This window comes from Acinetobacter sp. AOR14_HL (assembly GCF_027855175.1).
In the GTDB taxonomy this organism is placed as follows: Bacteria; Pseudomonadota; Gammaproteobacteria; order Pseudomonadales; family Moraxellaceae; genus Acinetobacter; species Acinetobacter calcoaceticus.
Window position 1 is genome coordinate 360712 of the sequence record NZ_JAKTII010000011.1, and the last position, 23733, is coordinate 384444.

The window sequence follows — 23733 nt, forward strand, 5'->3', positions numbered from 1 at the left end:
TGAGAAATATTACGCCATAGTCCCACCACAGTTTACTTCTTGCTAGGTCTGCAAACGATGAATGCTCCAGTCGCTTTAACACCTGAGTTACTTACCCAATTAACGGCAATCGTCGGTGAAAACCGCATTAAAACCGATGCTGATAGTCTCGAAAACTGGGGTAAAGATCATACTAAGCATTTTAATCCGAACCCATCGGTCATCGTTTTTCCATCGACCACTGAGCAAGTTCAAGCTGTTGTGAAGCTTGCGAACCAGTTTAATATCGCAATTACCCCTTCAGGTGGCCGTACTGGTCTCTCTGCTGGTGCTGTTGCAACCAATGGTGAAATTGTCATTAGCATGGACAAAATGAACCAAATTCTTGAGTTCTTCCCAGCAGATCGTATGGTTCGAGTGCAAGCTGGTGTTGTGACTGAACAATTGCAAAATTATGCTGAAGAACAGGGTATGTATTATCCGGTGGACTTTGCGTCAGCAGGTTCTAGCCAGATTGGCGGTAATATCGGAACCAACGCTGGTGGTATTAAAGTAATTAAATACGGCATGACACGTAATTGGGTGCTTGGTTTAACCGTTGTCACTGGTAAAGGTGATATTTTACGTTTAAACAAAGGCATGGTTAAAAATGCAACTGGTTATGCATTACAGCATTTATTTATTGGTGGTGAAGGTACATTAGGTTTAGTGACTGAAGCGGAAATTAAACTTGAGCGTCAACCGCAAAACTTACAAGTTTTAGTTTTAGGTGTTCCTGATTTTGATGCAGTAATGCCTGTACTACATGCTTTCCAAAAAGATATCGATTTAACTGCATTTGAGTTCTTTGGTGAGCTTGCAATGCAAAAAGTTTTAGATCATGGACATGTACAACGTCCATTTGAAACTCAATGTCCATTCTATGTATTACTTGAGTTTGAAGCACCATATGAGCCGATTCTCGATAAAGCAATGGAAATTTTCGAGCATTGTATGGAGCAGGGTTGGGTACTTGATGGTGTAATGAGCCAGAGCCTTGACCAAGTAGAAAGCTTATGGCGTTTACGCGAAGATATTTCTGAATCAATCGCGCCGTTCACTCCATATAAAAATGATATTTCAGTATTAATTACTCACGTACCTGCATTTATTCGTGAGATTGATGCAATTGTTCAAGAGAACTATCCTGACTTTGAAATTTGCTGGTTCGGTCATATTGGTGACGGTAACTTGCACTTAAATATTTTAAAACCTGAAAACTTAACCAAAGATGAGTTCTTTGCGAAGTGTCAGGTTGTGAATAAATATGTGTTTGATACCGTTAAAAAATACGATGGTTCAATCTCTGCTGAGCATGGCGTAGGTATGACGAAAAAGCCATATTTGGAATATTCACGTTCGCCTGAAGAAATTGAATATATGAAAGCATTGAAGTTGGCATTTGACCCGAATGGTATTATGAATCCAGGCAAGTTATTTGATCTCTAATGCCTGATTAGACAAAAGAATTTTTGTTAAAAGCGTATCGAAAGATGCGCTTTTTTTTAATCTATCATTTTTTATAAGCTTTCCAACCCGTCAAAATATGATAAATCAGCGGTAAAAGACAAAGAGCAAAGAAGCTACATAGTCCAATGGCCCACACAGGCAAATTACGTGGATTACCTAAGAAAAAATAGGCAAAAATAGAATAAGACAACATTGCAAACATCGCCGTTGTAGCTAACGGAAGCGTCACTCTAAAAATTAAAGTACTAGCAAAGGTTTTATAGGGTTCCATGTTCCGATTGAGGCTATAGGCAATAATCATGAGCAATACATAACCTAAAATAAACAGCATAAATGAGGCTGCTGTAAACAGTAAAATAGTGCGCCAACTCTTTTCTTGCGCGGTGTGATCACCAGTTTCATAAACAACAGTAATATGTTCTCCCACTACCGGCATATCGCCAGAGCGGACCGAATTATCTAAAGTTAGTGTTTTGTTTTGATTATCTTTGAACTGAACCTGAGCGGTGTGCATGAGAGTTTGAGTTTTATATTTACGCCCATTGGAATCTGTACGTTCAGTATCGACCCACTCAGAGGTATAGTTCACTACAGTTGCATCGTAACTTGGCTTGGTTGCTAAACCGTATATTGCTTGTGAAACCCAATACGTAAATGGGAAAAATAAAGCGCTAATACTAAAAACAACTGCAAATAAATATGTAAATTCAAACTTACTACTTTTACGATTTTTTGCTAAACGCTTGACCCAAAATTTGGTAAGCACAAATGACCAGACCATTAAAATTGCAACGACTACCAAGAAAACTTGCCCTGCATAAGTCAGTTGCATGGATGATCCTATTTGTTAGATTGAGTAGAAATTAATTTTATCAAATCATAATCGCTAAGGTTGGGTGAACAGGATAAATTATTTGATCTTTAAGTGATTAGGCATCTTTAGAACTACATAGTTTCTACAGAGTAACCGACCAAGGCATAGCATCATAAAGCTATGCCTTTTGTTTTTTGGTGATAAAAATGCAACGTTTATTTTTAATTTCAGCTCTCTGTGCTGGACTTTTCACTGGGTGTGCGACAACCAGTAAATTAATTCCTTTTGTGGGTTCAGAAACCCCAATGCAACAAGTACTTAAATCTCAACCTGAGATTGTAAAAGAGCACAATAATACCTCAGTTCAGCAAGTGTTTAACCGTGTGGAATCACCAACTGTTTCTCGTATTACTGTCATTCAAACAGGTTTAATGGACGACTCAGTCTCTGCAATCCGAACAGAGTATTCATTTAAATTGGTTGATGAAAAGTGGCAATTGCAAAATAAGCAAAAGAGCTATCAATGCACTAGAGGGAAAGGCTCTAGAGGTTTCCAGACACAACTTTGTTCTTAAGCAAAAAAAGACGATAAATATATCGTCTTTTTTTATGGGCTAAATTATACGCCACTTTCTAAAATTTTAATTTTCACATCAATTACATCATCTTTAACTGCTGCATGATGGGCTTGCATATGAGGTGTAGCCAAATGTGCTTCAAGATGAGCAACGCTTGCCCATTTTTCTAACATCACAATCGTGTCAGGTTCTTTGGTTTGGAAACTGGCATTTGATATGTGATCAATCAAAGGCTCATAGCCATGGCAACCATCTTCCGCTAAAACAGTAGGAATGATTTTTTGAAAGGCATCCAATACATTTTGGCGATGCTGTCCACCCGATTTAGTATGAATTTCCGCAATAATAGTAAGCATGGATTTTTCCTTATTAGGCTGCTGCAAATACAGAGTTTAAGTGGGTTTTATATTCTTCAACATAACTATCAACGTCAGGCATTTTAATCACATCATTGACAATAAAAGTAGGAAGTGTGCTCATCCCCAAAAACTGATTCGCTTTATGAAATGGTAAATAAACACCATCAACACCTACGCCATGGAAAAACTGATCTGCATCATCAAATGCTTCCATCGGGGCATTCCAAGTCAATGAAAGCATATATTTTTTTTCATGAATTAAACCACCTGAACCATATTTTTTTGATGTATCGGAACGGCTACGACCATCGTTTGCGTAAAGGGAACCGTGACCCACAGTAAAGACGTCATCAATATATTTTTTTACAGTCCAAGGAGCACCCATCCACCAACCTGGCATTTGATAGATCACCACGTCAGCCCATAAGAATTTTTCAACTTCATTTTCTGCATCGTAGTTGCTATCGGCACGTGTCACTTGAACTTCATGTCCGAGTTCGGTGAGATGTGAGGTTGCCAGTGTGGTTAATGTGTCATTTAATTCACCATTTGAATGTGCAAATTGTTTGGCGCCGTTAATGACTAAAATCTTACTCATGGGAGTTACTCTAATTAAATTCCTAAATTTGAAATCTACTCTACGGAATTTACTCTTATAGAAAAATGCATGAATTGGAAAAATATTCTTGATTAAAAATCAACAATTAAATAGGAATTCGAATTGTGAAATAAATTTAGATGAATAATATCAATAACTTTAATCTTATTTTACAAAGTACTACGGAAAAAACTGTTTATGAGCTTTAGCATTAACTTTGAGTAGAGCTAAGAGATTACATATGAAAAAAATGAGTTTGCTGATTGTTTGTAGCTTAGCAGTGCTAACAGGTTGTGCTCCTGCTAAAAATTCTTCTGCTCAACTTGCTGATAGCCCGATTCAAGCAGTATTACTTGATCAACCAGATCTTCTAAATGATGCAAGTAATTTGGACATTTCACAGCAAATGAATGCTGCCGATGATCCCTCGAATGCTCAAGTCACTATTTTACAGACACATCCTAGCGAAGATGCGATAACAAAAGTTCGTACGGAATATTTATTAAAGCGAGACCAGCAAGTCTGGAAAATTGTGAATAAAAAGCAAAGTTATCAATGTACGAAAGGGCAGGAAACCCCAGATTTCCAAGTTAATCCTTGTCCTTAATGATTAATTTTTATTATAGATGTGGATAACTTTAAGGTTATTCACAATAAAAAAAGTATGGCTGTGGGTAAAAATAACATTTAAACTTCTTTATAATTGTCCGATTGCTGAACAATTCAAAAAATGCTATTGTTGCGCTCGGTAATTATGCCAACTGGTAAAAATTATCAAATCTCACGCCATATAATTTTTCTATTCTTAGACACCCTGTGAATACGGTGTTTCACATTCTAAACATGCACTCTCACGGCATATAAAAACTTAATTAAAGATTGATTGACCATACTGTCATCATCATGACTACATCCTATTTTATATGTAGTTGTAGAGACATATGGCCGCTATTTTGAAGTGTACAACTCATGAAAAATATTCAAACGACAACGTTGAACCGTACAACGTTGATGTTTCCTTTGGCCTTAGTGCTATTTGAATTTGCGGTTTATATTGGTAATGACCTGATTCAGCCAGCAATGTTGGCAATCACTGAAGATTTTGGTGTAAGCGCAACTTGGGCACCGTCTTCAATGTCATTTTACCTATTAGGTGGTGCCTCGGTTGCATGGTTACTTGGGCCTTTGTCAGATCGTCTTGGGCGTAAAAAAGTACTTTTGGCTGGTGTCTTATTTTTCGCCTTATGCTGTTTTTTAATTTTATTAACCCGACAAATAGAACACTTTCTGACATTACGCTTTTTACAAGGTATTGGTTTAAGTGTAATTTCAGCAGTGGGTTATGCTGCTATTCAAGAGAATTTTGCTGAACGTGATGCAATTAAAGTCATGGCACTCATGGCAAATATTTCATTGCTTGCACCTTTGTTGGGACCCGTACTCGGTGCTTTCTTAATTGATTATGTGTCTTGGCACTGGGGCTTTGTAGCCATCGCTGTCTTGGCATTACTCAGTTGGGTAGGTTTAAAAAAACAAATGCCAAATCAGCAGGTCAGTGTTACCAAGCAACCTTTTAGCTATCTTTTCGATGATTTTAAAAAGGTATTTAGTAATCACCGCTTTTTAGGTTTAAGCCTTGCTTTGCCTTTGGTAGGTATGCCTTTAATGCTCTGGATTGCCTTATCTCCAATTATTTTGGTAGATGAATTGAAGCTAACGAGTGTGCAATATGGTTTAGCTCAATTTCCGGTATTTCTAGGTCTAATTATCGGGAATATTGTTTTAATTAAAATTATTGATCGCTTGTCTTTAGGTGAAACGGTCATGATCGGTTTACCTATCATGCTGATTGGCACACTCATTTTAATATTAGGTGTAGTGTGGCAAACCTATTTAATTCCTTGTTTACTCACAGGCATGACATTAATTTGCTTTGGTGAAGGAATTAGTTTCTCAGTTTTGTACCGCTTTGCACTGATGTCATCTGAAGTATCAAAAGGAACTGTTGCGGCGGCAGTTTCGATGCTGCTTATGATGAGTTTCTTTGCCATGATTGAGTTGGTACGTTATCTCTATACTCAATTTCATTTGTGGGCCTTTGCATTATCTGCCTTTACATTTATTGCGCTCTGGTTTACCCAACCACGAAATGTTTTAAAGCAAGAAATGCAAGAAAGAAAGCTCCAAGGAAATGATTAAATTAAAAATACCGGAATTTATATTCCGGTATTTTTTTAACTATTCTTTTAACATTTTTTCCATTTCTTCGCGGTCTGTTTCATAGGTACAACCTAATAATGTCATCGGACTTTTTCCGGTCATTTCTGATAAGTTGAGATTATGATAAACAGTAAAGGAATCTGCTGTTGCTGGTTCTGTCTTGACGGTGCGAACACCTCTAAAAAAAGGTAATGTTTTAAAGTCTGGATGTTGAGGTATATCAAATTTTTTCGAAAGTTGATTAACATTTGCATTTCGGAAAACGGCTACTATGCCTTGACCCGCCAAAGCAACTTCATGAGTTTTAATACCAAATAATTGAATGGGCTGAGCTGTTTTATATAAATAGATGAACGGTTGCTCAGGATCATCAACTTTTTTAAAACCAAGTGCTGATAAATTTTCATCATATTCAGAAGCAAAATTGGTATAAGTTTCTTGATCTGATTGACACTCTATAATCTTTTTTAAATCATTTATTTCAAATGCATATGATGTGCTACTCAGCAATAAAAAAGTGGCAGAGAGAAATTTATATATCTTTGGAAAGTACATTTTTATCCTCAATAAAGTGTTATAGCTATTTAATTTCTTGCTCTAAAAGTTTGTCTTTAAGCATTAGCAATTCTGGTAATGTTTCTAATAATAAACTGATTTGTTTCAAGACTAATGTATATTTCTCGGAAAGTTGTTCATGAGTGGTTAGGCCTCGAATTTCTTGTAATGTTTGCTCAATATGTGTGTTGTCGGGTAGTGACTGCCCAAGTACACTTTGACTAAGAATTTGCTGGCAACGCAGTAGTAATTGTAAAACTTGTTCTTCATCAATTTTTTGTCGTTGACTGCCTAACGCTGCTACATAGCTGAGTTGACTGTGGCTATAAACCAAATAACGGAAAGCATAATGAATGAGCTCTGGATTAGGATTAGGCTCGGCACTTAAGCTTGAGATCATGTTTGATAGCTCAATTTGAGCATTATGGGCCGCACGACGAATTCGACGGTACTCTATATCTTGATTTTTGCCATATTGGTATTGCTCAACGATTACATTGAAATAGTCGAGTGTCGCCTTGCTGCTTTTCTTAATATTGTTAGGAATATTGCGAAAATTCCAATCAGGCCATATAAAACTTACTGCGAGCCATGCGATAAAACAGCCTAATAGCGTATCTATCAGGCGAGGTAAAATAATGCTGTAGCCTGCACCCTTTAAATTAAAAATTAATAGCACCATGAGGGTAGCCATAAGCGTAGCCAATGCATATTTCTTTTGCCGTAAGTAAAAAAAGCATACTCCACAAATAATTGTAATGATTAACTGGCCTTCAATACTCGGTACAAAATATAATATTGGTATTCCTAATAAAACACCGATTAATGTCCCAATTGTTCGAAGCTTAAGGCGGCTTTTAGTCGCAAAATAGGTAATCTGACAAACGAATAAACTGGTCAGTAAAATCCAGTAGCCATGCTGAGCAAAGGGTAATAATGAAATGGCATAGCCCGCGGCGAAAACGACTGCAATTCTTATCGCATGTCTGAACAATGCAGATTGAGGGGTAAGCTGTTGCCGAAGTTTCAAGATCAGATCTGAAAACCCTTGAATATCATCATCAAGTAAATTTAAGTGCTCTTGCCTTGTTTGGGTATTATTTTCAGGGAAGGGCTGTGCATATTGCAGTTGTTCAAACTGTTCATGCATTCCTTTTAAATTATCAAAAATGAGTTTTAAATTTTTAACTTCAAAATTTTGTGGATGCTGTTGTATCCAGTCCTTTAAAGAACTCTCTAGGTGATTTAATCCTGTCTGGCTTTCTTGCGAAGGCTGAGATGGTCGATTATATAAAATACATTGGGCTAAGTCCTGACAAGCTTGTGCTTGTAGGCGTAGATTTTTTTGGAAACGGAAAATAAGATCACTACGGCTAAAGTTCTGTTGAATATGTTCGTAATGTAAATAATTAGAGGTGGCTTGCTCGTGAATGTCTCGCGCAAAAAAATACAGGTTTAGCCAATAGATACTTTTATTACTCACCCGTGAAGCCTTTAGCCGAGTGAGTAGGGAACTGCGTATTTGATTCAGACTTTGAGCCACTTGTGTATTTTGTAAGGACAGTTCATATAAGAGTTGTTCTACATTCTCTTTATTGTCTGGATCAAATAAACGTGCTTTTGCCTGTAGTAGAACAGAAATTTCTTTAAAAATTTGTGAGAGTTTATCTTGTAAGGGTAGTGTAGGTTTAATAATAAAAAATAAAATAGAGGTGAAACCGTACCACAAAGCTCCATAGACAAAGTAGGTAGGCTGCTGATACCAATGAGCATATTCTCCTAAACCGAACATGCTATAGATGGAAAGCAAAATAGTGCCAAACGAAATCGTGGCATAACGTTGCCCTAAAGCCCCTAATAAAATGAAAAAAGCGCTAGAAATTGAGAGATAGAGAATAAAGAAAATTTTGTAGGGAGCGAGAAATCCAAGAATGCTACTGACTGTAAAAAATAGCAGGCAGACATAGACTAAGTTGCGTAATCGAATACTTAAACGGTCATCAAAGTCGGTTAACGCTGCTGCAATTGCCCCTAAAGTCACAGGAACAATCAGCTCGTTATGGCCTAGTGAAAGCAAACCTAAAGTTGTGCCTGTGAGTACAATCAGAATTTGCAGGCAATAAATTAAAATCGAGTTTGTCTTAAAACTATTAAATATCTGGGTCAAATAATTCACGGCTTTTGTTCTAAATTAGAGAATACGTGAGAAAGCAGTATGTAACTTTAAATTTTTATTACTTCAAAAATATTATTCTTTTTATCTACAAAAGTCAGTCACTTTTTAAGATTTTATTAGGCTTAAACCAAGCTATAACGGTCAATAAATTAACAAAATTGTGGATATCTTTTTAGATACCCACAATTTAATAAACAGATAAATTATTTAATTACGCCACATGCAATTCGTGCTCCGCCACCGCCGAGAGGCAAAGGTGAATCTGAGTAATTGTCGCCACCCGCATGAATCATGATCGCTCGGCCTTGAATATCAGCAAATTTCAATCGAGGTGCGATCACAGCAGTTGTTGCAACACCAGTATTATCGACCACTAAAGCAGGCAGATCGCCTAAATGGCCAGTCGTTGGCGTACCATGATGAGGAGCTTGATTCGGGTTATAGTGACTGCCAGCAGCTAAAGCAGCACCAGATTTTCCATCTTTCTCAGCAGGGGAACAAGAGGCATTTTCGTGAATATGGAAACCGCGAGTACCGCTAGGTAAGTCAGCTAAAGCAGGAGTAATAATTAAACCTTTGTCGCTATCTTGAAAGTTAATGGTACCTATTTTTTTACCAATACCATTTGCGGTAACTTCATTTACATCAACCACTTTCTTCGTATGCATTGTGGTTAATGCGTGAGCCGTGTCGGATACAGTTTTTGTGACTGAACTACAGCCGACTGTAAAAAAAGCTGTAAGCGCAAAGACTGCGCCAATTTTATTAAAAGTCTGCATGGTTGGATGCCCTTATAAATATATATGTCTGATTATTAGATTCAAACAAAGGAAGGCTTAGCCTACAAGTTAATTTAAATAGTCACTTTGTATCTTGAAACATTTTTAAATTAAATAAGTATGTCACTCTTTATGATTGGAGGATTCACTCTCAGAATCATAAATCATGGTCGTTTTGGGCATAGGTTCAGGTTCAATGGTTTCATGTAACCATTCACGCCAAATCGCCAGTAAAATAGCCAAAATTACAGGTCCAATAAATAATCCCACTAACCCGAAACTCGCAATACCACCTAACACACCAAACATAATTAATAGGAATGGAATTTTAGTAGCACCAGAAATAACAAGCGGGCGAATCACATTATCTGAGCTACTTACAATGAGTATACCCCATACAATTACACCAATTGCTTCCATAGTTTGTCCCTGAGAGAACAACCAAAGGCCAACGCCTAAATAGGAAATAGGTGTACCAAATGGGATTAAAGCTAATATGAAAGTAGCAATAGTAAGTACCATTGGATTTGGTACACCTGCTACGAAATAACTTAATCCAGCTAAAAAAGCTTGAGCAATGGCAGTTAAACCAACACCATAGACTACGGCACGAGTCGTTTCAGAAATCGTATCAAGATAATGGTGAATGCGAGGGCCTATGACCATTTCCAAGGCTTTACTCACCTGAGTTAAGATAAGTTGACCATCACGATAAAAGAAAAAGAGGCTAAATACGGCAAAGCCAAGTTTGACAATATTTTTACTAATTTCACCGAGCAGCACACGGCCATAACTTAAATGGCTTTGTACCCAAGCTGCAATATTTTGAATGGTACTATTAGGATCGTTATTTAACTCATTAAGTGTGCGAGAAATTTCTTTTCCAACAAAAGGAAGATCGCGAATAAAATCAGGAACGCTTAAATGACCCGAAAAAACCTGACGTTGTAAGTCAAAATATAAGTTTCGGCCTTCATGCTGCAAAATAAAAATAGCGCATGTAAAAGGTATGCCAACAACCAAAATGACCAGACTAATCATTAGAGTTGCATTTAAAGTATTACGGGTTTCTCCAAAAAAACGCTGAATTCTTAGATAAATAGGCCAAGTCATATAAGCAATGATGGCAGCCCAAAGAACAGGAACAATAAAGTATTTCAGGATATTAAATCCTAAAAAAATCAAAATAAAAAACAGCCCAAACAATAAAACGCGCTGTAAATTAGGAGCGTATGGATGCACGAACAATATTTCTCTAATTTTCTACGTAGAATAAAGTCATATTAACTGAAAAATAACCTGAGGCAAATTTTAAGGCCTGAATCTAAAAATACTCATACCCAATTTTTAGAGATCAAAATTCACTTAAAACCACTCAGCTTTGTCTTCAACTAACTTGTTTAGAACGGGTTGCCATTGATTTTGAATACTAATAAAGTTTTTTTGTGGTTTATCAAAAACACTTAAACCTTGCATAGCTAGGCTACCATAAGCACTGCGTTCAGAAATCCATGCAACAGGTTCTTGTTCAATTTTTTCAAAAAACTGTTGAATATCTTTTGAGCTTGCACTGTTCGGTTTTACACGATTAGCAAGAAGTAAAATCTGTACTTTACCTTTACGAATGCGTTTAATATCTTGTAAATGCTTTAAAAAGCGGCGAGTACTGTCTATATCAAAAAATGAAGGCTGAAGTGGAGTAATAATGGCATGAGCTTCGCTGATGAGTTGTTCAGCGTGTTCACCTGAAAGTGCACCAGGTGCATCAATAATTAAATAGTCCAGATGTTTAGGCGCATCACCAATTGATTTTTCATGACGCCAGTCTAGGCTCTGAATCGTTGCGACGGTATCAGGGCGTTGTTTTAACCACTGTAAAGCCGATTTTTGGTTATCGGAATCTGCTAATGCTACTTTATATCCTTTTTGTGCCAATGCCGTTGCCAACGTAATGGCCGTCATGGTTTTTCCGCATCCGCCCTTCTGATTTGCAATAAGTATCGTTTTCATAAATCCAATTATTTTCAGCAGCACATTTTGTTTATGTTTTATACCTTAGCATCTTTTTATGAGAAGTAGATGACCGCATTTGACAAAAGTTTAAGCTGTTTCGTTATTTTAGATATGATTAGATCTGCAATGTTGATTTGTGCTTGTTAAGGAAAGTTTATGTCTGTATGGCTTGCCATGCTAATTGGAGCGGGTATTGGTATTATTATCACTACTATTATTTTATCAAATACTCGCAATGGCCGAATTAAGGCTGAATATGAGCAATATATTGCTGAACTTGAATTGGAGCACCAACAAGCTCTGACTCAAGCACAAAAGCGAAGCGTGAATACAAGTCGTGCGGTGTTGAAAGGGAAAATGGCAGAACAATTCGCTCCCATTTTGCCAGAATTTCAGTATCTACCGAGCGATGCAAAATTCATGGGCGATCCGGTGGATTATATTATTTTTGATGGATACACCGATTTTCGAGATGGTGATGGAACGGCGGAAGACATTAATATTATTTTACTTGATGTAAAAAGCGGTGGGGCAAGGCTGACCAAAGGCCAACAGGCAATTGCACAAGCTGTGCAACAAGGTAACGTCCGTTTTGAAACTTTAAGAGTGGATTTTGAAGATTAAATTTTAATTTTGAGTGCACAAAAATAGACGAAATTAATCTGTATTGTTACTAAATTCCGATATTTTTTTCATGGCTTGCGACTACTATAAATTGAAGATCTATTTAATTTGATCTAGCAATATTCGAGGTATAAAGCGATGAAAAAACAACGTTTGATGATGGGCTTACTGGCTGCTATTGGCATGAGTTCAGCATTTGCATCGACCTCAAGTGAATATAATATTGCCAACGGTCTGAGTCCTATAGAAAAAGACCAATCCATTTCTGTGTTACAGCCTTTTCAAGGGAATTTCAGAATTTTGGGTTCAAAAGTTTATCAAAATGATGAACAAGCTAAGTTTTCACCTATTGACTATGCGGTAAGTTGGGGACTGTTTGCACAGCCTGAAATTGCACGTCATATTTCAGTAAAACAATATGACCGTTACTTAAACTGGAAAATTCCTAAATTACCTGTTCCTGCAGATCAGGCGATGCAAATGGTGTCTAACATGCACATCATTCCTGCGAACCCGCAAATCGCCCAACAGATTAAACAGGTAAAACGTGGAGATCTGGTCTATCTCAAAGGTGATCTTGTCGAAATTAAAGATAAAGATCTAGTCTGGAAATCATCGCTTACACCAACTGATACAGGTGATGGTGCTTGTGAACTATTTCGTGTGCAATCTATTCATTGGGTTGAAAAGCAAAATATATAATTTAAAAAAGCCTTCATAAATATGAAGGCTTTTTATTAAGGAATGTTGCACTTATTTCTGTTGCGATGCTTTCCAATATTTTAATTGGTTTTGTGCTTGTAAATAGTCAGCAAGATCATTGATCTGCTCATCTTTAGTCGCGTGCTTATCACTATAGTGTTTTTCTTGGTTTTCCCAATATTGATAAAGTAGACCTTGTATATAACGGCCTTGCTCAGTTTTTAAATCTAAATCTTTTAACATGGTCAGAGCAGAGCGCACATTATCAAGAGTACGCTGTTGCTCAAACTCTGTAGTGAGTGTTCCCGCTTCATGCATTTTTGCTAATTCGCTTTCCATCTCATCGCTCATTTCTGTAAAGCGGCGGTCATAATCCTCTAGTAGCGCAATATCGTGTGCATCCTCAGCAGTTGCTGGAAAAGTCTTAATAGGTCTTTCATTCAGTTTTTCTAAAACCTGATCGGTAGATGAGGTGGCAGAAGGTTGCTCCGTCTTAGCAGGCTCATCCGCTTTTTTACAAGCAGTAAGAAATAGGCTAGAGCAAAGCAAAGACATTAATATGACCTGAGGTGTTTTCTTCTTCATAACTTTCAACCAAACCTATTCACTAATTATTTAACGGGTAACGTACTTTTCTGAAAGTGATATGCATACGTAACATATGGAAAATCAATCTGATTTTGAGGACCTAATCCCGTAAAATCATAAACAATTTTTTCAAACTGTGCTTTGAGTTGTAATTGATCTTTTTCAGTCATTGCAGCAATAAAACTTGTTGAGAGTAATCGTTTGCTCACCACTTGTTCGACACTACCTCGTTGTGACTGTGTAAACGTTTGTAGGCTATCAAACACAAATAAATCCTGCTGTTCAAATACGCGTTTCCACTTTTCACTATGATAACGGGGTGTATCTCCTTCAAGTGGAAGTAGAAAATCAGCTAAAGCTTTGACCCAGTCCGTACGCTCATCGCGTTGATTCCAAACCAGCCCTAAATGTCCTTGTGGTTTTAATATCCTATACATTTCTGTTAGGGTATCTATGTTGTCAAACCAATGAAAAGATTGCGCACAAATAATGGCGTCAACTTTATGGTCTGCTACAGGAATAGAATGGCTAAAAGCCTGTAATGTTTTGATATCAGGATAAACGTGTTGAAGCTGCTGTAACATCTCGCCAATTGGCTCAACTGCAATAATATCTGCATGTGTTTGTTTTAAGTAGGGTAAGAATTTGCCAGTACCTGATCCAAGATCGATAACAGTAGAGTTTTCCTGTATTTGGAGGCAATTTTGCAGCCAACTCACTATTTCTGCGGGATAATTAGGCCTAACTTGCTGATACAGTTCAGCAGCTGAGCTGAAGCCTTTTTGAGCGGCAGGATGTAAGGATTGTGTCATATTTTGCGCTTTTTAATCTGACTGGCATCTATAAAATAAGATACTCCGCAATCATAAATTGGCAAAACACCTATTTTGTTTCATTTTTGACGTTGTATGTGGGAGCAAATTTTCTTTCGGTGTGAGCATGGATAAGCAAATTATTTTTGAAGACGAACACATTAGAGCCATTTTTTTACCAGGCGATTCTAATACATTGGTTCTCTCTTTTGGCGATTTGATTACCCGAGCGAGTGGCTTATCTATCAATGCTGAAAAGTCCCTAATTAAATACCAATACAATGTTATTGGGATAATGCCAAAACAAAAATCATGGTTTCCTCAAGCGAGCATGATTGAGCTGGCGAAAATAATTTCGCCTGTTCTTCAGGGTTTTAAAAATATTGTGGGTTATGGCGGTTCGATGGGCGGCTATGCAGCAATCAAATATTCTAATTTATTGAATATGAACCGTGTGATTGCATTTGTACCTCAATATTCAATTGATCCTGACCATGTTGAAGATCGACGCTATGCTGAGTTTTTCGATGCGGTAGCAAACAAAGACATGCAGATCCAGCTGCAAGATGTGGATGCAGCGCGTGAATACGTCATTGTTTATGACCCTTATTTCTCGATTGACCGTGAACATTACCTAAAAATAAAAGAGCTATTGCCAAGCTTACATACGATTCATTTGCCATTTACTGGTCATGAAGCATTGTCAGTATTAGCAAGTTCAAGTTTATTGCATGATTTTATTGAGCATGAATTTGATGAAATTTATTTCTATCAACAGGTTCGTAAGGTCAAAAAGCAAAGTAAATTTTATTTCCGTAATGTACTTGCACATGTTCTTTCGCATCATGATGACATGTTGTTAAAAATATTACGCCAAAATGATTTTCAGCTTGATGAGCGTTATTTTGATAACCCACTTAAACAGGCTATTACCCGTAGCCTTATGAAGGCAAAGCAGGCAACTGAGCTAGACTTTCAAAAACTGGGCATTAAGGTGCAACAAACTCAGCAAGAAGTGACTTATAAAGAAGGCTTGCAGACTAGCTTTAATTCAATTTTGGTATTCAACCTCATTAATTCAAAGTTTGAGAGTTATGCTCTAGATGTTCTGTTGGCAAATAAGTCTTATTTGATTCCAATTGTGGCTGAACACACTGGTGTAGTGCACATTGAATTAAATAATGAAACTTATTTGTTAGGGATGAATGATCGCAAAGTCATTAAATTGTTCAAGAGCAAAGAGCCTTTAACATCTGACATGAGTCCGTTTGTAATCAAAAAATATTCCGACTTTTTTGCAATTAGCTATAAACAGTTAAATTTATCTTGTGATGAACATGGGATGTGTGAATTTATAGAAGGTTCAATCAAGCCTACTGAACAACTGATCTCAATCGCCTATTAAACCTTTCTGGTGGTTAAATAAAGCTCAAGTCTAAAGATTTGGGCTTTATTTTTTGCTTAAAAAATATTTTTTCATTAATTTATTTGTATATTAAATTCAAAGTCATTATTTAAATAAATGATGTGTTTGTTTTGTGAATATCTGGCGTATTAAATACAAGCATTATAAATTAGGTGAAAAAATATCATGCTTTAAAATAAATGATATTTGCATATGTATAAAATAAATAAATGATTAGAGGTTAATTAAAATACAACTATAATTTTAAATTTTAATAAGTGTTTGTTTTTTATTTATATGTTATTTATGTGGTGATAGTTTGTTTAAAATAAGTTCACTATTCAAAGATAATTGCATATTTATTTTTTTCTCCTAAAATGATTTTTTACTAAATTGTCGTTACAGTTTTTTATATGCAATCATTAAATTATCGGAATAATGATGCATCGCAACATGGAAGTTCTGCACCTTTGAAACGAGCAATGAGTACTCGACATTTGGTGATGATCTCCCTTGGCGGTGCCATAGGTACAGGTCTTTTTTTAGGTTCTGGTGATGTAATTTCTCAAGCAGGCCCAATCGGGGCAATTATTTCTTATTTTTTGGGTGGTTTAATCGCCTACACCGTAATGCTATGTCTCGGTGAACTTGCGGTTCATGTACCTGAATCGGGTTCTTTTGGGGAATATGCCCGCCGTTATATCGGTCCTGGTACGGGCTATATGATTACTTGGCTGTACTGGTTAACTTGGACTGCCACTTTGGGGACTGAGTTTACCGCTGCGGCTTTACTGGTTCAGGAGTGGTTTCCAACTACTTCGGTTTGGGCTTGGACTTTGTGTTTTGGTGGCCTAGTTTTTATTCTGAATGTTAGTTCAACACGATTGTTTGCCGAGTCTGAATTCTGGTTGGCACTTGTCAAAGTTATCACGATCATCTGTTTTATTGGTTTAGGCTTACTGGCAATTTTTGGCTTTATTCCTTTTCAAGGACATGAAACTGCACCATTGTTTAGCAACCTGACAGCCCACGGTTGGTTTCCAAACGGTTTATTTCCAATTTTTGCAACTATGCTGATCGTTAATTTCGCATTTTCGGGTACGGAGTTAATTGGTGTGGCGGCTGGTGAGACTGAAAATCCTGCGAAGACAGTCCCAAAAGCGATTAATGCCGCCATTTGGCGTCTACTAATTTTCTTTGTTGGTACCATTGTTGTGATTACTTCGCTATTGCCATTCGAGCTTGCAGGATTGAATGCAAACGAAGTAAGTAATAGCCCTTTTGTGACCGTGTTTAATTACATTGGTATTCCTTATGCTGAAGATATTATCCGCTTTGTAATCATTACGGCTTTACTCTCAGCTGCCAATTCTGGTTTATTTGCTGCTTCACGTATGATGTGGTCACTTTCAGTAAAAAACCAATTACCAAAAATATTTTCAAAGCTTACTCCTTCAGGAACACCGATTGTTGCTATTACTGTGACGATGTTTGGTGCAATACCTGGGTTGCTTTCAGAGCAGTTTGCCCCTGAGACGATCTTTAAAAATTTATTGGGTGTTGCAGCATTTACCATGGTGGTTGTTTGGATTGCAATTTGCGTATCTCAATTTAATTTCCGTAGACAGTGGTATAAATCTGGGAAAACTGCAAAAGATTTACGTTTTGCTGCTCCTTTATTTCCTTTGACTCCAATTGTCGGTGGTCTGTTCTGTGCTGTTACTTGCATTAGTATGGTGGTTGATCCTTCGATGCAAGTCGGCTTTATCTGTTGTATTGTTTTTATTCTTTTATGTTATGCGAGCTACTTCATTTTTTATCACAGGAAAGATGGGGTACAGAGCTAAACGTTGTATGCTTTCACCAGCGTAGTCTAAAGGTCCCATTTGGGGCCTTTTTTATGGTCTGTAGGAAATTAAAAAGGATGGATTCTATATATTTTTTTTAAAAATGAATTTTTATTTTTAATCATGGAAACAAATGTTGTTTTATAAATTCACCATTTATCGGATTTTTATTAATATTTATTTATTATAAATATTTGATTAAGTCTATGTTTAGTCTTGTTATTTAATAAGGTGGTGTTTTTAGTTTTTTAGAATAGCAGGGTGGAATAGGATTAATATGGATTTAATGTGGAGAATAGATAATTTTTTGATGGTTTTTGAAAAGATTGAATTTTATAACCAATTGTTATTTATAGTTAAAAATATTTACATTTTTTATATTTATGGAGGTTTATTTTCTATAAGTTTTTTTTATTAAAGTTAGTGATTTTTTAATATTTGTTGTTTTTTTATTATAAATGTCAGTTCGATTTGATTATTTTTTCTCTTCTTATTTATTTTAAAATGTTCTAAATGAGCTTGCTCTATGCTATATTTATTGGAAGATTTTATATCTATGTTGCGGCTTAATTTTAAGCAGTATGTGTGGAAATAATTAATCTGTAGGATTATTGAACAAAGTTTATTTTAAAAAGACTAATGGAGGGATCTATCGATTAGTCAAAAAAATTTTATGGACTCATGGTTTTTGTAAATCATAGTTCTTTTTAACTCCCAAACGGTTATGTCACTTCTTTTGTATTCATATTTCAGCCGGCTGGTTTTAGTGGGTTGTGGCTAGTTTTTTGCTTTTATAAAATTCTCTTTATAAACAGCAATTTAGACAAAAGAAAACTTGTAAAAGATATCGGTATATAAAAGTAGATCGTACTTTTAGTACCAACAAATGGAATTTAAAAAATCTGATGCTTTAGAAGAGCAAAAGATTTAGTAAATAAACTAAGGCACTGTTATTTCAGGGTTTTAGTTGCTAAATAATAAAGATTACAGATTTATCAAATCTGAGTCTATGAAGGTATATAGGAAAAAAGATGTCAGATCTTTCATACGTAAACGAACACAGCGATGCTTGGCAAACTTACTTGGCACAAATTGACCGTGTTGCTCCGTACTTAGACCACTTAGCTGAGTTTATCGACACTTTAAAACGTCCAAAACGTGCACTTATTGTAGACGTGCCAATTGTAATGGACGACGGTTCTATCCAGCACTTTGAAGGCTATCGTGTACAACACAACTTGTCTCGTGGTCCTGGTAAAGGTGGTGTTCGTTACCATCCAAATGTTGATTTGAATGAAGTGATGGCGTTGTCTGCATGGATGACAATTAAAACTGCTGTTTTGAACTTGCCATTTGGTGGTGCAAAAGGTGGTATCCGTGTTGATCCGCGTAAATTATCAAATCGTGAATTAGAGCGTTTGACTCGTCGTTATACGACTGAAATCGGTCACATTATCGGGCCTCAAAAAGATATCCCTGCTCCAGACGTTGGTACAAATGCCAATATCATGGGTTGGATGATGGATACTTATTCTACGAGCCAAGGTTACACAGTAACAGGTGTTGTAACTGGTAAACCAGTTCACTTAGGTGGTTCTTTAGGTCGTGTAAAAGCGACTGGTCGTGGTGTATTTGTTACAGGTCGCGAAGTAGCTGCAAAAATCAACTTACCAATTGAAGGTGCGAAAGTCGCTATTCAAGGTTTTGGTAACGTAGGTAGTGAAGCTGCTTTCCTATTTGTTGAATCAAAAGCGAAAGTTACACACGTTCAAGACCATACAGGCACTATTTTCAATGCTGATGGTATTGATCTTGAAGCGTTACGTGATCACGTAAATGCAAATCAAGGCGGTATTGGCGGCTTCGCTGGTGCGCAATCAATTGCTGATGAAGATTTCTGGACAGCAGAAGTTGACATTATTGTTCCTGCTGCATTGGAAGGTCAAATCACTGTTGAGCGTGCTCAAAAACTTAAAGCTAAGTTGATTTTAGAAGGCGCAAACGGCCCGACTTATCCTAAAGCTGAAGATGTACTCGTTGAGCGTGGCATTGTTGTAGTACCTGACGTTGTATGTAACGCCGGCGGTGTAACTGTAAGTTACTTCGAATGGGTTCAAGACATGGCGAGCTACTTCTGGACTGAAGAAGAAATCAATGAGCGTTTAGACAAATTGATGGTTCAAGCTATGGATGACGTTTGGAACACAGCGAACAGTAACGCTTGTACTTTACGTACAGCAGCTTACATCTTGGCATGTGAGCGTATTTTAAAAGCTCGTAAAGAGCGTGGTATTTTCCCAGGCTAATCTGCGGAAATTACTTTTAGAAAAAGTGGTCTGAACAAATACAAAGGATGTTATAGGGTTTATTTGTTCAGCCCCTTTTTCTGAATTATTAAAATTCAAGTGATATCGAATATATTAAATAAATACTGAGGTAAGCATGGAACAGCCAATTTCTGTAACTCGAAGCAACTTTAACGACTGGATGGTTCCAGTTTTTGCACCGGCAAATTTCATTCCTGTACGTGGCGAAGGTTCACGTATCTGGGATCAAGAAAATAAAGAATATATCGATTTTGCAGGCGGGATTGCAGTAAACGCATTAGGTCATGCGCATCCAGTGGCAGTAAATGCTTTAACAGAACAAGCGACAAAACTTTGGCATGTAGGCAATGGTTATACAAATGAACCTGTTCTACGCCTTGCAAAACAACTCACTGAAAATACATTTGCAGACAAGGTATTCTTCTGTAACTCAGGTGCAGAAGCCAATGAAGCTGCATTGAAACTAGCTCGTAAAGTCGGTCTAGACAGCGGCGTTGCTGGTAAAAGTGGCATTGTGGCATTTAAAAATGCTTTTCATGGCCGTACGTTATTTACCGTTTCAGCAGGCGGTCAGCCTAAATATTCACAAGACTTTGCACCGCTTCCAAATGGAATTAACCATGTTGCCTTTAATGATTTAGACGCAGCAAAAGCGGTAATTAATGAGCAAACATGTGCAGTCATTGTTGAGCCGATACAAGGTGAAGGCGGCGTTATTCCGGCTGACATCGAATTTTTAAAAGGCTTACGCGCACTGTGTGATGAGTTTGGTGCCTTACTTATTTTTGATGAAGTACAAACTGGTGTAGGTCGTACAGGTTCACTTTATGCCTACATGAACACTGGTGTTATTCCAGATGTTCTTACAACTGCAAAAGCACTAGGTGGTGGTTTCCCAGTCGGTGCGATGCTAACGACAGATAAGTTTGCACCGCATTTTTCAGTCGGTACCCACGGTACGACTTACGGTGGTAACCCATTAGCAAGTGCGGTTGCAGGTGCAGTATTCGAATTTATTAATACACCTGAAGTCCTTGAGGGTGTAAAGCATCGTCATCAGTATTTCCTTGATGCCTTGAATACTTTAAATGCTGAACATCAGATTTTTGAAGAAATTCGTGGTCAAGGTTTGCTCATTGGTTGCGTATTAAAAGCTGAGTATGCAGGAAAAGCTAAAGATATTACGACTTGGGCTGGTGAGGAAGGATTACTTGCTTTAATTGCAGGTCCGGATGTTGTTCGTTTTACTCCGTCTCTCATTATTCCTGAACAAGATATTGATGAAGGGATTGCTCGTTTAAAAAGAGCATTGGCAAAATTGGCTAAATAAAAAAAAGGAAGCTAGCCATGATGATTGTCCGTCATGCCGAGTTTCGAGACCTTGAAGATATTTATAAATTAGCAGGTAAGTCGGGTGTGGGCCTGACTTCCTTGCCACAAAATATGGATACACTTTCGGCTCGAATTTCACGTACTCGCAATACTTTAAATGGCAATGTCCATAAAAGTGAACAAGGCTATTTATTTGTTCTTGAAGATACAGAAGCTCAACGTGTTATTGGTTTAAGTGCAATTGAGGTTGCTGTAGGACTCATGGAACCTTGGTACAACTTTCATGTTGGAACACAAGTACATGCTTCAAAAGCACTAAATGTTTATAAGTCATTACCGACCTTATTTTTAAGTAATGACAGAACAGGTAGCAGTGAACTCTGTACATTATTTTTAGATCCAGAGCGTCGTGAAAACCAAAACGGTAAATTCTTATCGAAAATCCGTTTTATGTTTATCGCTGCCTTTAAGCAATATTTCGAGAAAAAATTAATTGCTGAAATGCGTGGTTTCTCAGACGAAAATGGATGTTCTCCATTTTGGGATGCGATTGGTCACCATTTCTTTAATATGGATTTTTCAACTGCCGACTACTTAAGCGGAATTGGGCAAAAAGTATTTATTGCAGAGCTTATGCCACGTTTTCCGGTCTATGTAGATCTCTTGCCAAAAGATGCGCAAGAGGTGATTGGAAAAATGCATCCACAAACTTTGCCTGCCTATCATGTACTTGAGTCAGAAGGTTTACGCTATCAAGGATATGTCGATATTTTTGATGCTGGCCCAACGGTTGAAGCCAATATTGATGAATTACGCGCAGTAAAAGAAAGTCAGTTATTAAACGTCAAAATTACAAGTGAAGCTGCGGTCGGTAAGACTCAATATCTCGTTGCCAATGATAATTATCATGACTATCGCGCAATGCTGATGAAGCTTGATCTTGTTGATAACACTATAAATTTAACACATGAACAAGCTGAAAACCTCGGTGTACAAGAAGGTCATGTTGTTCGTGTGCTATCACTCAATCCAATGGAAGTATCCTGATGTCAAACTCTTTATTTATAAACGGTGTCTGGTTACAAGGCAGCGGCACAACATTTGAAAAAACAAATCCAGTTGATAACCAAACTGTCTGGTCGGGTGCTGAGGCTACTGCTGCTGATGTTGAGCAAGCTTGCCAAGCGGCGCGTACTGCATTTCCAGCATGGGCACGTTTACCTTTTGTAGAGCGTGTGGCGATTGTTGAAAAATTTGCAGCTTTGCTTGAAGAAAATAAAAAGCACTTAGCGGAAGTCATTAGCCAAGAAACTAGTAAGCCATTTTGGGAAACGTTAACTGAAGTTCAATCAATGATTGGTAAAGTTGCTATTTCAATTCGTGCTTATCACCAGCGTACTGGTGAAAGCTCAACTGAAATGGCTGATGGCGTGGCATCTTTACGCCACCGTCCACATGGTGTCCTTGCCGTTTTCGGTCCATATAACTTTCCGGGCCATTTACCAAATGGACATATTGTTCCTGCATTACTTGCAGGCAATACCGTGGTATTTAAGCCAAGTGAATTAACGCCTTGGACTGCTGAAGAAACTGTAAAACTTTGGCAGCAAGCTGGTTTGCCAAATGGTGTGATGAACTTAGTGCAAGGTGGTCGTACCACGGGTGAAGCGTTAGCTGCTTCACGTGAAATTGACGGTTTATTATTTACTGGAAGTGCGAACACAGGTTATCACCTACATAAACAAATGGCGGGTGCTCCTGAGAAAATTCTTGCGCTTGAAATGGGCGGCAATAATGCATTGATTATTGATGAAATTATCGATATTGATGCTGTGGTTAATCTCACTATTCAATCTGCCTTTGTTTCGGCGGGTCAGCGTTGTACATGTGCACGTCGCATCTTGGTAAAAAATGGTCCAGAAGGCGATGCATTTATTCAACGTTTTGTTGAGGTTGCTAAAAACTTAAAAGTTGGTCGTTGGAACGACGAACAACAACCATTTATGGGGGGTGTGATCTCGTCAGTTGCTGCAACAAACATGATGCTGGCTCAGCAAAAATTGCTTGAGCTTGGCGCAAAAAGTTTATTGCCAATGACGCGTCCGCAAGAAGACAGTTCATTACTTACCCCAGGCATTGTTGATGTAACAGGTGTGACAGATATTCCAGATGAAGAATATTTTGGTCCACTTACCACCATTCAACGTTATGACACCTTTGATGAAGCATTGAAAATTGCAAATGCAACTCGCTTTGGTTTATCTGTTGGTCTGGTTTCTCCAAAACGTGAATTATTTGATAAAGTACTTATTGAAGCGCGTGCCGGTATTGTGAACTGGAATAAGCCATTAACAGGTGCTTCAAGTGCTGCGCCATTTGGTGGTGTAGGAGCATCGGGTAACCATCGTGCGAGCGCCTTTTATGCAGCTGATTATTGTGCTTGGCCAATGGCTTCACTTGAAAGTGATAGCTTAACCTTACCAGAAAAATTATCTCCAGGGATTGTGTTGCCTTAA

Annotated in this window: 22 protein-coding genes; 12 read left to right on the forward strand and 10 right to left on the reverse strand. The window is 37.5% G+C overall.

All coding sequences use genetic code 11. The features are described 5' to 3' along the window. Window positions 1–57: 57 nt before the first annotated feature. Entirely contained in the window at window positions 58–1467 is a 1410-nt protein-coding gene (locus tag MKL38_RS11910) for an FAD-binding oxidoreductase (protein ID WP_270903359.1), read from the forward strand. A gap of 64 nt (window positions 1468–1531) precedes the next feature. Here the strand turns inward: MKL38_RS11910 and MKL38_RS11915 are convergent, their stop codons facing one another. Next, window positions 1532–2320, reverse strand: a complete 789-nt coding sequence (locus tag MKL38_RS11915; RefSeq protein ID WP_270903360.1) for a xanthine permease — start codon at window positions 2318–2320, stop codon at window positions 1532–1534. Window positions 2321–2508: 188 nt separating this feature from the next. On the opposite strand from MKL38_RS11915, the gene MKL38_RS11920 reads away from it, so the two are divergent. Beyond that, entirely contained in the window at window positions 2509–2877 is a 369-nt protein-coding gene (locus MKL38_RS11920) for a hypothetical protein (protein ID WP_231762443.1), read from the forward strand. Window positions 2878–2921: 44 nt separating this feature from the next. Here the strand turns inward: MKL38_RS11920 and MKL38_RS11925 are convergent, their stop codons facing one another. Further along, entirely contained in the window at window positions 2922–3236 is a 315-nt protein-coding gene (locus tag MKL38_RS11925; RefSeq protein WP_045433311.1) for a putative quinol monooxygenase, read from the reverse strand. A 13-nt stretch (window positions 3237–3249) separates the two neighbouring features. Continuing rightward, window positions 3250–3837, reverse strand: coding sequence for an NAD(P)H-dependent oxidoreductase (locus MKL38_RS11930; RefSeq protein WP_270903361.1), 588 nt, complete (start codon window positions 3835–3837; stop codon window positions 3250–3252). A 241-nt stretch (window positions 3838–4078) separates the two neighbouring features. Between MKL38_RS11930 and MKL38_RS11935 the strand changes: the two genes are divergently transcribed. Then, a complete protein-coding gene (locus MKL38_RS11935; RefSeq protein WP_270903362.1) occupies window positions 4079–4444 on the forward strand; it encodes a hypothetical protein in 366 nt (121 codons plus the stop codon). A gap of 362 nt (window positions 4445–4806) precedes the next feature. Next, on the forward strand, window positions 4807–6036 hold the full coding sequence (craA, locus tag MKL38_RS11940; protein ID WP_270903363.1) for a chloramphenicol efflux MFS transporter CraA: 1230 nt from the start codon (window positions 4807–4809) through the stop codon (window positions 6034–6036). A 39-nt stretch (window positions 6037–6075) separates the two neighbouring features. On the opposite strand, the gene MKL38_RS11945 is transcribed toward craA, so the two are convergent. The 5 genes from MKL38_RS11945 to MKL38_RS11965 form a co-directional block, all read right to left on the reverse strand. Beyond that, complete coding sequence (locus tag MKL38_RS11945; RefSeq protein WP_270903364.1) at window positions 6076–6612, reverse strand: hypothetical protein; 537 nt, start codon at window positions 6610–6612, stop codon at window positions 6076–6078. 25 nt (window positions 6613–6637) lie between these two features. Continuing rightward, window positions 6638–8788, reverse strand: a complete 2151-nt coding sequence (yccS, locus tag MKL38_RS11950; RefSeq protein ID WP_198497010.1) for a YccS family putative transporter — start codon at window positions 8786–8788, stop codon at window positions 6638–6640. Window positions 8789–8991: 203 nt separating this feature from the next. Beyond that, on the reverse strand, window positions 8992–9567 hold the full coding sequence (gene sodC, locus MKL38_RS11955; protein WP_270903365.1) for a superoxide dismutase [Cu-Zn] SodC: 576 nt from the start codon (window positions 9565–9567) through the stop codon (window positions 8992–8994). A 123-nt stretch (window positions 9568–9690) separates the two neighbouring features. Beyond that, window positions 9691–10809 (reverse strand): AI-2E family transporter, encoded by a 1119-nt coding sequence (locus MKL38_RS11960; RefSeq protein ID WP_270903366.1) that lies wholly within the window; start codon window positions 10807–10809, stop codon window positions 9691–9693. A gap of 123 nt (window positions 10810–10932) precedes the next feature. Continuing rightward, entirely contained in the window at window positions 10933–11577 is a 645-nt protein-coding gene (locus MKL38_RS11965; protein WP_270903367.1) for a ParA family protein, read from the reverse strand. A gap of 159 nt (window positions 11578–11736) precedes the next feature. On the opposite strand from MKL38_RS11965, the gene MKL38_RS11970 reads away from it, so the two are divergent. Further along, window positions 11737–12204 (forward strand): Holliday junction resolvase-like protein, encoded by a 468-nt coding sequence (locus MKL38_RS11970; RefSeq protein WP_004639641.1) that lies wholly within the window; start codon window positions 11737–11739, stop codon window positions 12202–12204. Between the two features lie 138 nt (window positions 12205–12342). Further along, on the forward strand, window positions 12343–12906 hold the full coding sequence (locus MKL38_RS11975; RefSeq protein ID WP_004639639.1) for a hypothetical protein: 564 nt from the start codon (window positions 12343–12345) through the stop codon (window positions 12904–12906). Between the two features lie 51 nt (window positions 12907–12957). Here the strand turns inward: MKL38_RS11975 and MKL38_RS11980 are convergent, their stop codons facing one another. Both MKL38_RS11980 and MKL38_RS11985 read right to left on the reverse strand, forming a co-directional pair. Beyond that, on the reverse strand, window positions 12958–13491 hold the full coding sequence (locus MKL38_RS11980; protein ID WP_270903368.1) for a hypothetical protein: 534 nt from the start codon (window positions 13489–13491) through the stop codon (window positions 12958–12960). Window positions 13492–13517: 26 nt separating this feature from the next. Then, the gene (locus MKL38_RS11985) at window positions 13518–14306 is read right to left on the reverse strand and encodes a class I SAM-dependent methyltransferase (RefSeq protein ID WP_270903369.1); all 789 of its coding nucleotides are present in this window, start codon (window positions 14304–14306) and stop codon (window positions 13518–13520) included. Between the two features lie 127 nt (window positions 14307–14433). On the opposite strand from MKL38_RS11985, the gene MKL38_RS11990 reads away from it, so the two are divergent. From MKL38_RS11990 to astD, 6 genes are all read left to right on the forward strand, one after another. After that, entirely contained in the window at window positions 14434–15711 is a 1278-nt protein-coding gene (locus tag MKL38_RS11990) for a hypothetical protein (protein ID WP_270903370.1), read from the forward strand. A 413-nt stretch (window positions 15712–16124) separates the two neighbouring features. Further along, complete coding sequence (locus MKL38_RS11995; RefSeq protein WP_270903371.1) at window positions 16125–17558, forward strand: amino acid permease; 1434 nt, start codon at window positions 16125–16127, stop codon at window positions 17556–17558. Between the two features lie 1031 nt (window positions 17559–18589). Further along, the gene (locus MKL38_RS12000; protein ID WP_005038387.1) at window positions 18590–19864 is read left to right on the forward strand and encodes a Glu/Leu/Phe/Val family dehydrogenase; all 1275 of its coding nucleotides are present in this window, start codon (window positions 18590–18592) and stop codon (window positions 19862–19864) included. Window positions 19865–20000: 136 nt separating this feature from the next. Continuing rightward, on the forward strand, window positions 20001–21215 hold the full coding sequence (locus MKL38_RS12005) for an aspartate aminotransferase family protein (protein WP_132070410.1): 1215 nt from the start codon (window positions 20001–20003) through the stop codon (window positions 21213–21215). Window positions 21216–21232: 17 nt separating this feature from the next. Next, window positions 21233–22264: an arginine N-succinyltransferase gene (gene astA, locus MKL38_RS12010; RefSeq protein WP_003653733.1), complete on the forward strand. Its 1032-nt coding sequence runs from the start codon at window positions 21233–21235 to the stop codon at window positions 22262–22264. Continuing rightward, window positions 22264–23733 carry a succinylglutamate-semialdehyde dehydrogenase gene (astD, locus tag MKL38_RS12015; RefSeq protein ID WP_270903372.1) on the forward strand — a complete coding sequence of 490 codons (1470 nt, stop codon included), beginning with the start codon at window positions 22264–22266 and terminating at the stop codon, window positions 23731–23733. The genes astA and astD overlap by 1 nt, the downstream gene beginning before the upstream one ends.

What these genes read in the sequence shown, in the direction of transcription:
- MKL38_RS11910 (WP_270903359.1), top strand. Translation starts at nt 58, where the DNA reads ATGAATGCTCCAGTCGCTTTAACACCTGAGTTACTTACCCAATTAACG.
- MKL38_RS11915 (WP_270903360.1), bottom strand. Translation starts at nt 2,320, where the DNA reads ATGCAACTGACTTATGCAGGGCAAGTTTTCTTGGTAGTCGTTGCAATT.
- MKL38_RS11920 (WP_231762443.1), top strand. Translation starts at nt 2,509, where the DNA reads ATGCAACGTTTATTTTTAATTTCAGCTCTCTGTGCTGGACTTTTCACT.
- MKL38_RS11925 (WP_045433311.1), bottom strand. Translation starts at nt 3,236, where the DNA reads ATGCTTACTATTATTGCGGAAATTCATACTAAATCGGGTGGACAGCAT.
- MKL38_RS11930 (WP_270903361.1), bottom strand. Translation starts at nt 3,837, where the DNA reads ATGAGTAAGATTTTAGTCATTAACGGCGCCAAACAATTTGCACATTCA.
- MKL38_RS11935 (WP_270903362.1), top strand. Translation starts at nt 4,079, where the DNA reads ATGAAAAAAATGAGTTTGCTGATTGTTTGTAGCTTAGCAGTGCTAACA.
- craA (WP_270903363.1), top strand. Translation starts at nt 4,807, where the DNA reads ATGAAAAATATTCAAACGACAACGTTGAACCGTACAACGTTGATGTTT.
- MKL38_RS11945 (WP_270903364.1), bottom strand. Translation starts at nt 6,612, where the DNA reads ATGTACTTTCCAAAGATATATAAATTTCTCTCTGCCACTTTTTTATTG.
- sodC (WP_270903365.1), bottom strand. Translation starts at nt 9,567, where the DNA reads ATGCAGACTTTTAATAAAATTGGCGCAGTCTTTGCGCTTACAGCTTTT.
- MKL38_RS11965 (WP_270903367.1), bottom strand. Translation starts at nt 11,577, where the DNA reads ATGAAAACGATACTTATTGCAAATCAGAAGGGCGGATGCGGAAAAACC.
- MKL38_RS11970 (WP_004639641.1), top strand. Translation starts at nt 11,737, where the DNA reads ATGTCTGTATGGCTTGCCATGCTAATTGGAGCGGGTATTGGTATTATT.
- MKL38_RS11975 (WP_004639639.1), top strand. Translation starts at nt 12,343, where the DNA reads ATGAAAAAACAACGTTTGATGATGGGCTTACTGGCTGCTATTGGCATG.
- MKL38_RS11980 (WP_270903368.1), bottom strand. Translation starts at nt 13,491, where the DNA reads ATGAAGAAGAAAACACCTCAGGTCATATTAATGTCTTTGCTTTGCTCT.
- MKL38_RS11985 (WP_270903369.1), bottom strand. Translation starts at nt 14,306, where the DNA reads ATGACACAATCCTTACATCCTGCCGCTCAAAAAGGCTTCAGCTCAGCT.
- MKL38_RS11990 (WP_270903370.1), top strand. Translation starts at nt 14,434, where the DNA reads ATGGATAAGCAAATTATTTTTGAAGACGAACACATTAGAGCCATTTTT.
- MKL38_RS11995 (WP_270903371.1), top strand. Translation starts at nt 16,125, where the DNA reads ATGCAATCATTAAATTATCGGAATAATGATGCATCGCAACATGGAAGT.
- MKL38_RS12000 (WP_005038387.1), top strand. Translation starts at nt 18,590, where the DNA reads ATGTCAGATCTTTCATACGTAAACGAACACAGCGATGCTTGGCAAACT.
- MKL38_RS12005 (WP_132070410.1), top strand. Translation starts at nt 20,001, where the DNA reads ATGGAACAGCCAATTTCTGTAACTCGAAGCAACTTTAACGACTGGATG.
- astA (WP_003653733.1), top strand. Translation starts at nt 21,233, where the DNA reads ATGATGATTGTCCGTCATGCCGAGTTTCGAGACCTTGAAGATATTTAT.
- astD (WP_270903372.1), top strand. Translation starts at nt 22,264, where the DNA reads ATGTCAAACTCTTTATTTATAAACGGTGTCTGGTTACAAGGCAGCGGC.